General features: G+C 46.2%; 8 protein-coding genes. 4 read left to right on the top strand and 4 right to left on the bottom strand.

What is annotated here, in order from left to right; translation table 11 throughout:
• Nucleotides 1-444: 444 nt before the first annotated feature.
• The 3 genes from AND4_RS07955 to AND4_RS07965 all read right to left on the bottom strand — a co-directional run bounded on the left by AND4_RS07955 (nucleotide 445) and on the right by AND4_RS07965 (nucleotide 3,181).
• Nucleotides 445-885 carry a PAS domain-containing protein gene (locus AND4_RS07955; RefSeq protein ID WP_009842438.1) on the bottom strand — a complete coding sequence of 147 codons (441 nt, stop codon included), beginning with the start codon at nucleotides 883-885 and terminating at the stop codon, nucleotides 445-447.
• Entirely contained in the window at nucleotides 885-1,889 is a 1,005-nt protein-coding gene (locus tag AND4_RS07960) for a response regulator (protein WP_009842439.1), read from the bottom strand. Before AND4_RS07960 ends, AND4_RS07955 begins: the two co-directional genes overlap by 1 nt.
• Before the next feature lie 383 nt (nucleotides 1,890-2,272).
• Nucleotides 2,273-3,181 carry an aldo/keto reductase family oxidoreductase gene (locus tag AND4_RS07965; protein ID WP_009842440.1) on the bottom strand — a complete coding sequence of 303 codons (909 nt, stop codon included), beginning with the start codon at nucleotides 3,179-3,181 and terminating at the stop codon, nucleotides 2,273-2,275.
• Between the two features lie 672 nt (nucleotides 3,182-3,853).
• Between AND4_RS07965 and clcA the strand changes: the two genes are divergently transcribed.
• Nucleotides 3,854-5,260, top strand: coding sequence for a H(+)/Cl(-) exchange transporter ClcA (clcA, locus tag AND4_RS07970; protein ID WP_009842441.1), 1,407 nt, complete (start codon nucleotides 3,854-3,856; stop codon nucleotides 5,258-5,260).
• A 133-nt stretch (nucleotides 5,261-5,393) separates the two neighbouring features.
• On the opposite strand, the gene folE is transcribed toward clcA, so the two are convergent.
• Nucleotides 5,394-6,047, bottom strand: a complete 654-nt coding sequence (gene folE, locus AND4_RS07975) for a GTP cyclohydrolase I FolE (protein ID WP_009842442.1) — start codon at nucleotides 6,045-6,047, stop codon at nucleotides 5,394-5,396.
• Nucleotides 6,048-6,352: 305 nt separating this feature from the next.
• On the opposite strand from folE, the gene moeA reads away from it, so the two are divergent.
• The 3 genes from moeA to AND4_RS07990 all read left to right on the top strand — a co-directional run.
• Nucleotides 6,353-7,588 carry a molybdopterin molybdotransferase MoeA gene (moeA, locus tag AND4_RS07980; protein ID WP_009842443.1) on the top strand — a complete coding sequence of 412 codons (1,236 nt, stop codon included), beginning with the start codon at nucleotides 6,353-6,355 and terminating at the stop codon, nucleotides 7,586-7,588.
• Nucleotides 7,589-7,597: 9 nt separating this feature from the next.
• Nucleotides 7,598-8,347 carry a molybdopterin-synthase adenylyltransferase MoeB gene (gene moeB, locus AND4_RS07985; protein ID WP_009842444.1) on the top strand — a complete coding sequence of 250 codons (750 nt, stop codon included), beginning with the start codon at nucleotides 7,598-7,600 and terminating at the stop codon, nucleotides 8,345-8,347.
• 180 nt (nucleotides 8,348-8,527) lie between these two features.
• Nucleotides 8,528-10,515, top strand: a 1,988-nt coding sequence (locus tag AND4_RS07990; protein ID WP_009842445.1) for an LruC domain-containing protein, incomplete at its 3' end; no start/stop codon positions are given.

Below are 10,515 nucleotides of genomic sequence, written 5' to 3' on the forward strand. Positions count from 1 at the left end.
ATTTCTTTCCTACAAGTCTGATATTTGAATTTTTTTTGTGATACCATCTTGTAAAGTGCATACCAAAAACACCCCTCTCCGCCCTAATCTAATAACTTTATTAACAATATCAAAAAGTTAAACCACTCTATTATTTAATCCTTTGCGCAAACCTTTGCGTTAGATAAACAACACATAACGGTTTAACCTCTCATAAATGCTCAAAATGACATCAAACAGCCCTTCATCTTGGGTTCAATCCACATTTGAATTGGTGTTTTTTCTGCGCTTAACGTCACTGTTTGGTTATTTTATTGCGCGCATCTTCAGCCTGTAGGCACACATGTTTAGAACTTAAGGATGTGGTTAGGCGCAAAACTGATCTTCTGCGGTTTAATAGGTATGGTTGACGAGTACGAAAAAGCCGAGGCGAACCTCGGCTTTTGTATGTTTATTCCACCAGCTTTAGTTTTGCTGTGGACACATCAGAGCTTCTGCTGTTGCATCTTGAATCGACAAAAACAATGAGTTGATTTTCCCAGTTGGGGTACGCATCGGGTTAAGCGTTACGTTTTGGTACATAAACTCAGCCTGTTGCGTCACTGGTCGAACGTTACGACAGCGGAATAAATAGGGGCGCTGACGCCATGTGATGAAACTGCGGCACCCTAAATCATAGACAGGCTTGGTTTTTAACTGAAACCACGATTTGGGGATCTCAGGGAAGATATCAAAGATCGTACGACCAATGGCGTCATGAGATTGCATGCCACTGTGATGCGTCATGAATCCATTCCACACTTGTACCTTGTAGTCTCTGTCGAGCACAACTAACCCCATGTCGACATTCTGTACCATGTCGACCATCCAATGGAATTGTTCAAATTCTGCAGGTAAATTCAGCATTAAAAGTCCTCCATTAAATACGACAGTTTGTTGTCCAACAATGGCAATGATTCATCCACAAACATAAACAGTAGATCACAGCGGATCGATGTGCCCTCTATGTTGTAACTCACTTCGAACGTCATGGTACGGCTAAATGCCCCCGTGGTGGATTCGATAATGGAATCAATGGAAATATGCTGACCAAGCAGTACGGGTGAGCTCTGGAAAAAGCGAACCTCTGATTGCTCACCCAAGCCATTTAAGAATGAACCTACCAAAATATTAGAGACGTCCATCAACAGCTCAAGCTCTTCCAATTCTTCAGTGTCTGCTGGCACATTCATCAGTTTTTTGAGATCGGAAACACTGGAGTCAGTTAAAATGACGAGCGCTTCTCCCGCAATACCCTCACCACAAAAACCTTGGCAAACACCCGAGACATTGTCCTGTGAGGCTAAGTCTCGCAGCGCCATGTGCAGTTCACTCACTTCAAAAATATTCACGTTTGGCAGCGGAAGGTGAACAAATACATCGAAGTGACGGGCCAGAGCGTCCGCCGCACGACCGATAGAGACGTTGGCAACTTCCATATAGATGTCGCGGCGACGCAAAATTGGTAACTCAATCGTTGTCGGCGTGATGACTTGGGGACGGTCACTAGGCTCTATCAGCTCTTTTAATGCAGCCTTAAGCTCCTCTTTACCGATGGGCTTTTGAATAAATGCTTTTGCACCGAGTGCAGAGACGCGCTCTTTCGCTTTTGGCTGAATGTCTCCGGATACAACTACGACAGGGGTTTGAATGCCTAATCGCTTTATGTTTTCTAATGTTTCAAACCCATCCATTTCTGGCATGGTGAGATCGAGAAACATCAATTTAAATTCTTTTTGGGCTAACTCTTCAAGCGCATTTTTACCATGAATAGCAAATGTCACGTCTGCATTCAATGTTTCCGGAAGTGCTCTTGCCATCTGCTTGCGTGCTAACGCTGAATCATCACAGATGAGGACAGGAAACGACATTCTACCACCTTTAATATTCAACAACCTGCTCAGGAATCGGCCTGGCTGATACCGCATAAAATACGAAGAAACTGACGAGGAGTTTTTCTTACTGTTAACGTGCAAGCATACGCAATATAAGTGGACGAGTGAACCGGTCAGACACTAAAATCCAAATTTCCCTACACATTTAGTGACATTGCGCCTAAGTAATGAAAACTTATCCAGCCCCTGATACGCAAGAGGTTGCTTTTGTTTGTGGTTTGCTTTTTCAGCGGAATCAGAAAATAAAAAGGCACCATGTTAAAAGTGCCCAGTTTCTATATGTCTAAGTTTCTAAGTGTCTAAGTGTCTAAGTGTCTAAGTGTCTCGGTGTTTAAGTGGCTGTTTGATTAAAGCAACCTCTATGGCACACCATGACCGTTCGATGCGACCCAAACTCGGTACCATTGTTCACGAGTCAACTCGATATTAAGAGCATTCACCGCTGCATGAACCCGTTCGATTTTACCAGAGCCAATGATAGGTATCGGCTTTGAAGGTAAACGACGTATCCAAGCGTAGATCACTTCATCAATGCTGTTTGCTGCCGTCTCTTCGCGGATGGCCTCTAACTCTGTACGAACACGGGTAACTTGCTCGGTATGATTTGAGAAGATAGAGCCGCCACCCAAGCAAGACCACGCCATTGGACGCAGACGCAGAGTTTGCATCTGATCTAACGTGCCATCGTGTGCTACTTCAAAATTCAATGGGTTAATTTCCACTTGGTTTGTTACTAGAGGCTTGCTCAAGCGCGATTGCAGCAGCTCAAATTGACGTGGCGTGAAGTTGGACACACCGAAGTGCTTCACCTTACCCACTTTATGAAGCTCTGAAAACGCTTCTGACACTTCATCGGCATCCATCAGTACATCTGGACGGTGAATCAATAATACATCGATCTCATCGACGTTAAGTCGCTCAAGTGAATTATTAACAGATTGATAGATATGTGCAGCGCTCGTATCATAATGATTAATCTTGCGATTTGGCGCTTTATCGCTGCACAAGTTGATATCGCATTTGGTTACGATCTGAATCTGCTCTCGAACGCTCTTGTCGAGGGCTAATGCCTCACCAAACAAAGTCTCACATTCGTAGTCACCATAAATGTCTGCATGATCGACAGTGGTAATGCCTAACTCAATGTGTTGCTTGAGGAAGGACAAACGCTCTCGCGCAGTCATCCCCCAATCTGCTGCTCGCCAATATCCTTGAACCAACTCTGAAAACTCTGGACCGTTTGGTGCAGTCACCACTTTCGCAACCATAGGTATCTCTCCTTTCTTCAACTGCGTTCATCCTAATCTTGTTCTGCTGCTTACTCAACGGGTCTACTTCCTATTCACCTTCCAATTTACCTTCCAATTTACCTTCCACTTGAATGTTACCCTTGAGGGTCGAGGATGAAAATTGTCGGTGCTTCTGACCGCTATCTATTTTTAATAGCGGTCAAAGCCATTATTAGAAAAAGACAAGCTAATGCCCTTGATATGACTCAATATTGCATGCGTTTATGAGGAAATTTCGCGGTTAATCAGGCATTAAAAAGGCGCACATGTGCGTGCGCCTCTGCCTCGTGACTCAATCGTGAGTATGCGAATCGGGAAGTCTATTGATGCATCCCAAACAAATGACGAGGAATTTCTGTAGAGTTTTGATTCCATCCAAATTGTGTGTAAAACCTCACGTCCCTCCTTTGAAGCAATCATGTTGCTTTACATTTAAAGCATGGTTCATTTTGTGCAAAAAACAAGTTTTCGCAAAAAAATATCTTGTTAAATATGCAGTTAATAGCACTGCCACGATCAATACTTAGACCTCAGGAACTTCAACCACTCAATAGTGGAAAGCTAAATTGCATCTTTACTGATTAGGTCTAGACTCTGCTGGGCGTATAATTCTTTTGCCCCTTCCAATCAGTAGTCTAGGAGAACCTGTTAATGTCCAAACGCGAGAGAATTGTGAAATCTGTGTTAGCGCACGTCTCAAAAGACGCGATTAACCAGTTTGTCTCTCGAGGGTCAACGCCAACATCCTTTTCCGTTCTCTTTTTGGCGGCGATTGTTGGGACGTTAGCAGGCCTTGTCGGCACTTATTTTGAAATTGCTGTTCACTTTGTTTCTGAAACTCGTACCGAATGGTTAAAGAGTGAAATTGGTAACATGCTGCCTTTATGGCTTGCTGCCATTTTGATCAGTAGCGCCCTGGCATTCATTGGTTACTATTTTGTGCACCGTTTTGCGCCGGAGGCGTCAGGCTCTGGCATCCCGGAAATCGAAGGGGCGATGGATAACATTCGTCCTGTTCGTTGGTGGCGAGTGATCCCAGTCAAGTTCTTTGGCGGCATGGGGGCTCTTGGCTCAGGCATGGTCTTAGGACGCGAAGGCCCAACAGTTCAAATGGGTGGTGCCGTTGGTCGTATGGTCACTGATATTTTTCGTATCAAAGACGAGGATACCCGTCATTCTTTACTCGCATCCGGTGCAGCAGGTGGCTTGGCGGCGGCATTTAACGCACCGTTAGCAGGCATTATGTTCGTGGTCGAAGAGATGCGTCCTCAGTTTCGATACTCATTGATTTCGATCCGCGCCGTGATCATTTCTGCCATTATGGCAAACATTGTCTTTCGTGCCATCAATGGCCAAAATGCCGTTATCACCATGCCACAATACCCATCCCCAGAGCTGCAATCCCTGTGGCTTTTTCTGCTCCTCGGCTCTTTATTTGGCGTATTTGGTGTCGTATTCAATAAACTGATCACCGTTGCACAAGATGGCTTTGTTGCCTTACACAGAAACAACCGCAAACGCTATCTCATTACGGGGACCGTTTTGGGCGGAGTATTTGGTTTGCTGCTACTTTACGTGCCTCAGCTGACAGGTGGCGGCATTGGTTTGATCCCAGACATCACCAACAGTAACTACTCAATCTCGATTTTGGTGATCCTGTTTGTTGGCCGTGTCATTACTACCTTACTTTGTTTTGGCTCTGGCGCACCGGGCGGTATCTTCGCTCCTATGCTGGCTTTAGGTACATTGTTTGGCTACGCATTCGGCGCAACGGCAGACATGCTGTTACCTTCATTGACTATCGAGCCGGGTGTATTTGCCATTGCGGGCATGGGGGCATTGTTTGCCGCGACAGTACGTGCACCAATTACGGGCATCTTGTTGGTTATTGAGATGACCAATAACTACGACCTGATTTTACCACTCATAATCACCAGCTTGGGCGCGGTTATCATCGCACAATTGCTTGGTGGACAACCGATTTACAGCCAGTTGTTACATCGTACACTTAAAAACGACAAACTACGTCAACAAGACCTACCAGAAAACCAAGCTTAAGTTAATATGGGTGCCTAAATAGAATCCCTTGGTCTAGTCCCGGAAATCTTCATTTATCGACAAAAAAAGGATGGTGTTTGCCATCCTCTTATCAATTAATTTGTCATTTTCGTAAACTCGACTGACTCGTCACTTACCGTAAACCATGAAGAAACTCGGCACGCGTGGCGGAATTGCTTTTGAAAATGCCGCCCAATGCTGTTGTTGTTGTTTCACTGGTTGCATCCATAACACCACGAGATTTGACGCAATAGTGCGTTGCATCAATGGTCACCGCAACGTCATCAGACTCTAATAGGGTTTGAAGTGCAACGAGAATTTGCTGAGTCATTCGTTCTTGAACTTGCGGACGCTGCGCGAAAAAGCGAACAATACGATTGATTTTAGATAGGCCGATGATCTTCCCGCGCGGAATATAAGCGACCGCAGCTTTGCCATCGATCGTGACTAAGTGGTGCTCACAAGTACTGGTCACCGTGATGTCTTTCACACGGACCATCTCACTCACATTCATCTTGTTTTCAATCACGGTGATTTTTGGGAAGTTGGCGTAATCCAAGCCGGAGAAAATCTCGTCCACATACATCTTAGCAATGCGGTGGGGAGTTTCTTCTAGACTATCGTCGGTAAGGTCAAGTTGAAGCAAACCTAAGATCTCACGCATGTGATGTTCGATCTTTTCTTTCTTCTCTTCACGGCTTACGTTGTTTGGCCGCATTGGCGTTTCCAAACCACGTTGCTCTAGCGCTGCTTTTACTAACTTCGCTGACTCGCTAAGACCAGACATTCCACTTCCTCTTTTGTTGCTTCAGCCAATTTTGTTGCTTCAGCTTGTTGCACAAATTCAACCAAAATTGCATTCATACTTTCTGCTATGAGCTACTCAGCTTGTGTTTTAACACCAAGCCACATCAAATGAAGGCTCTAGGCTGAGTTTCTTGCGCTCCGCAGGTTTATTTACCCCTTTCGGATGGCTGACAAGGATACTTGGATTTTTGCATAATTACACCCATATTTTATCGATGGGCATTCTTACTCCCCTCCCTTTTTATGGTAAAATTTCGCCAGAATAAAGAACATAGGATTTAATCAATGGGCTGCTGCGACGCACCTGGCTTGATGCCAATTGAAGATGCGATGGAAAAAATGCTATCGCGAATCAAACCTATCCAAACGACGCTTTCCCTTCCACTTGCTGATGCTCTTGGCTTTGTACTGGCTGAAGATATTTTATCTCCTATCCATGTGCCTCCATTCGACAACTCAGCAATGGATGGTTACGCCATTCGCATTCAAGATCTTGAGTCGTCTACGGTTCTGCCTCTGACGGGTAAATCATTCGCGGGGCAACCTTTTGAAGGGGAATGGCCCCAAGGCACCTGTGTTCGTATTATGACTGGCGCAAAAATCCCCGAGGGTTGCGACGCCGTGATCATGCAAGAAAACACAAGTGTCACGGATGCAGGTATTCAGTTCCTCCAAACGGACGTGAAACCACGAAACAATATCCGCCCAACAGGTGACGATATTAAGCAAGGCGACATCGTGCTGGCACAAGGTGCCTGTCTCACGCCACGTGATATTCCTATGATTGCGTCTCTCGGTGTCAGCCATGTGATTGTGGTTCGTAAACCTAAAGTCGCTTTTTTCTCCACCGGTGATGAACTTAAACCACTGGGCGAATCGCTAGACGAAGGCCAAATCTACGACAGCAACCGTTACGGTATTAAGCCACTAATTGAAAACTTCGGCTGTGAAGCGATTGATCTTGGTATCATTCCAGATTGTCCAGAGACACTCAAAACAACCTTTGAACAAGCACAAACGCTGGCCGATGTTGTTGTTACCTCTGGCGGCGTCAGCGTCGGCGAAGCGGATTACACCAAAGACATTCTTGAAGAGCTTGGTGAAATTGGCTTCTGGAAGTTGGCAATCAAGCCGGGCAAACCTTTTGCATTTGGTAAGCTAAGTACTGCTTGGTTTTGCGGTCTGCCGGGAAACCCTGTTTCTGCCATGCTCACCATGTATGTGCTTGTTCAGCCAATGCTAGCAAAGTTGGCTGGTCACACTGAATGGAAAGCACCTGAATCTATCCCTGCCACGAGCAAAAGTGCATTTAAGAAAGCACCGGGGCGTACCGATTATCAACGTGGTATCTATGCACTAGAAGATGGCAAGTTTGTGGTTGAGACAACAGGCAACCAAAGCTCTGGCGCATTCCGCTCAATGAGCCTAGCAAACTGTTTTGTCGTTTTAGAACGCGAACGCGGCCGGGTTGAAGTAGGCGAGACCGTTCAGATTCAACTCTTCAACTCAACCCTATACTAGGAAATCGTTGTGGATATTCTTTCCGATCAGGAAATGCTGCGTTACAACCGTCAAATCATTCTTCGACAATTTGACTTTGAAGGGCAAGAGGCGCTCAAACGAGCGTCAATATTGATGCTTGGTGCGGGCGGTCTAGGCTGTGCATCAAGCCAATACTTGGCCACCGCTGGTGTCGGCAAAATAACACTGATTGATGATGATATTGTTGAGCTGTCTAATCTTCAGCGTCAAGTATTGCATCACGATGCCGATATCGGCCGCAAAAAAGTCGAATCGGCGGCCGAGGCGCTGCATGAACTTAACCCATACATTAGCATCGACACCATCGCCAAACGTCTTAATGATACAGAGCTTAAAACGCTCATAGAGCAGCACACTATCGTCGTCGACGCATCAGATAACGTAGACACACGTAATCAACTTAACCGCTTATGTTTTGAGAGCAAAACACCGCTAATTTCAGGCGCGGCGATTCGTATGGAGGGCCAAGTCAGTGTGTTTACTTACGATGAGCCTTCGCAACCATGTTACCAGTGTTTGAGTACGCTCTTTGGCAGTGGCGCGTTAAGCTGTGTGGAAGCCGGTGTAATGGCGCCTGTTGTCGGTATTATCGGTGCGGTTCAAGCGATGGAAGCGATCAAAGTGATTGCTAACTTCGGGCAACCAAAGCAAGGAAAAATTCTGATTTTGGATGCGCTGTGTATGTCTTGGCGAGAAATGAATCTAATGAAAATGCCAGCCTGCCCGGTTTGTGGCTAGCCGTTAGCCAAATATTTCCGCTCCTTCCCAAATAGTCCAGCTCAATGTTGGACTTTCTCATTTTGACAATCAGAATTAAAACCCACCCCCTCACCAAATAAAAGCAATTAAGAATCAGTAATTTAAAATCTGGCACGTTCCTTTCATTGCATATCTCATCAAATAACTAGAGGGTAGATTATGAAAAGGATATCACTATTACTTGGGACTTTGGCAGCGAGCGCCTACGCACAGGCGGCTCCTTTCGATACGTGTCCAAGCAAGGCATACCTATTTCAGTCAACCCCAGTCCAAATCTATGGCGTCAACTTGGTAACGGGTTCAACGACCCTATTAGAGGACGACACTGGATTGGCTTCGGGGATAAACGGCGTAGGTTTTAACTTCACTGATCGATATATTTATGGCTATGACACGACGAACATGAAAATCGTTAGGTTGGGTCAAGACTTTCAGGCCGAGACGCTCAATGTTTCAGGCTTGTCTACCTCTTACACGTTTTACGTAGGTGACGTCTACGACCATGTCTACTACTTATACCGCAAAGGCGAGGGCCTGTTTTCGATAGATCTCTCTCCTTTAGATACAGACCCTAATGCGACGCTCAACATTGTACAAATAACTTCAACAGCAACCATTACCCTCACGGATTTTGCTTTTCACCCGGGTAATGGCTCCCTTTTCGGTATCGATAATAACTCGGGCATTCTGTATGAGTTTGACCCCAGCAACGGCAACGCGACCGCGGTCGGCGATACTGGCGAAACAGGCACATTTGGTGCAGGCTATTTTGACGTCAATGGCAACTATTACGTGTCACGAAATCAAGACGGTAAGATCTATCGGGTAGACTTGTCTGCGGGCAACGCAGCCAACATTGCTGCGGGCATTGTACCTGCTGTTGAATTTGTCTCTAACGGCCCAAGCTCAAACCAAAATGATGGTGCTCGATGTGCGAATGCGCCCGTCATTGATGAAGACGACCCTATCGATTTTGGTGATGCCCCCGACACCTACAGCACCACACTCGCATCCAATGGCCCAAGACATGAAATCGACGATATCACTTGGTTAGGTACGTTAGAGCCAGATGGTGATGCTGATGGCCAAGCGGATGACAACGCTGTAGGAGTGGCGGATGAAGATGGGGTTGGGTTCGTATCGGCTCTTGATCCGGGTTTGAGCTCCATCATTAATGTCACCGCATCTACATCAGGGTATCTCTCTGCGTGGTTTGACTGGAATCGCGATGGCGACTTCGATGACGCCGGCGAACAAGTCTTTACCGACGAGGCGCTCTCTGCTGGTAACAATCCGCTTCCATTTGTGGTTTCGACCGCCGCAACAGCAGGCGCAAGCTGGAGTCGATTCCGCTTTAGTCAACAAACTGGCTTGAATTACTTCGGCGGCTCTACTTCAGGTGAGGTGGAAGACCACCCAATTACTATCACTGGCAACGGCTACACAGTGGAATATTTCCCGAGCGCAGAAGACTACGCCACCGTCGCGTACGAGGATAATTGGCCTTATACCGCCGATTATGACATGAATGACGTGGTAGTGGAGTTCCGCATCACAGAAACCAGCCTTGCGAGTCACGTTGAAAACATCCACATAACCGGTAACTTAGCTGCTTATGGTGCGAGTTACAAAAACGGTTTCGCCATACGGTTACCAGGTATTTCACGAAGCATCATAGAAAATGGCCTCACTACCTTGTCCTTCAATGGCGTAGAGCAGGCATCAAACGGGTTGGAAAGCATTTCTGACGAAGCCATTTTCATCATCAGTGAAGATCTGAGTGAATACGCCACTAGCAGCTGTGACTACTTCCGAACTGAATCTGGCTGCAATGACAGTGTCTCACTTAACTTTACCCTCAACGTTTACTTCACCGAAGATTCCGACCGCTCAGGGATACAAGCCATGCCATATGACCCGTTTATCTTCGCGACCCCAGGGGCTTATCATGGTGAAGGCATTACCTTCCAACCTGGTCGTGCGTGGGAAGTACACTTAGCAGACCAAGCACCAACAGAGCAGTTTGACGACCAAAACCTGTTCGGCCTCGGTGTTGATGACAGTGACCCTGCGCAGAGTAAATACTTCAAAACTGCAAACAACTTACCTTGGGCACTCCTGATAGTAGAAGATTGGAATTGGCCGCT

It is taken from the genome of Vibrio sp. AND4 (genome assembly GCF_000171815.1).
Classification (GTDB): domain Bacteria; phylum Pseudomonadota; class Gammaproteobacteria; order Enterobacterales; family Vibrionaceae; genus Vibrio.

Excerpts from the sequence above, each read along its gene's own strand:
- AND4_RS07955 (WP_009842438.1), bottom strand. The coding sequence starts at position 885 with ATGCTGAATTTACCTGCAGAATTTGAACAATTCCATTGGATGGTCGAC.
- AND4_RS07960 (WP_009842439.1), bottom strand. The coding sequence starts at position 1,889 with ATGTCGTTTCCTGTCCTCATCTGTGATGATTCAGCGTTAGCACGCAAG.
- AND4_RS07965 (WP_009842440.1), bottom strand. The coding sequence starts at position 3,181 with ATGGTTGCGAAAGTGGTGACTGCACCAAACGGTCCAGAGTTTTCAGAG.
- clcA (WP_009842441.1), top strand. The coding sequence starts at position 3,854 with ATGTCCAAACGCGAGAGAATTGTGAAATCTGTGTTAGCGCACGTCTCA.
- folE (WP_009842442.1), bottom strand. The coding sequence starts at position 6,047 with ATGTCTGGTCTTAGCGAGTCAGCGAAGTTAGTAAAAGCAGCGCTAGAG.
- moeA (WP_009842443.1), top strand. The coding sequence starts at position 6,353 with ATGGGCTGCTGCGACGCACCTGGCTTGATGCCAATTGAAGATGCGATG.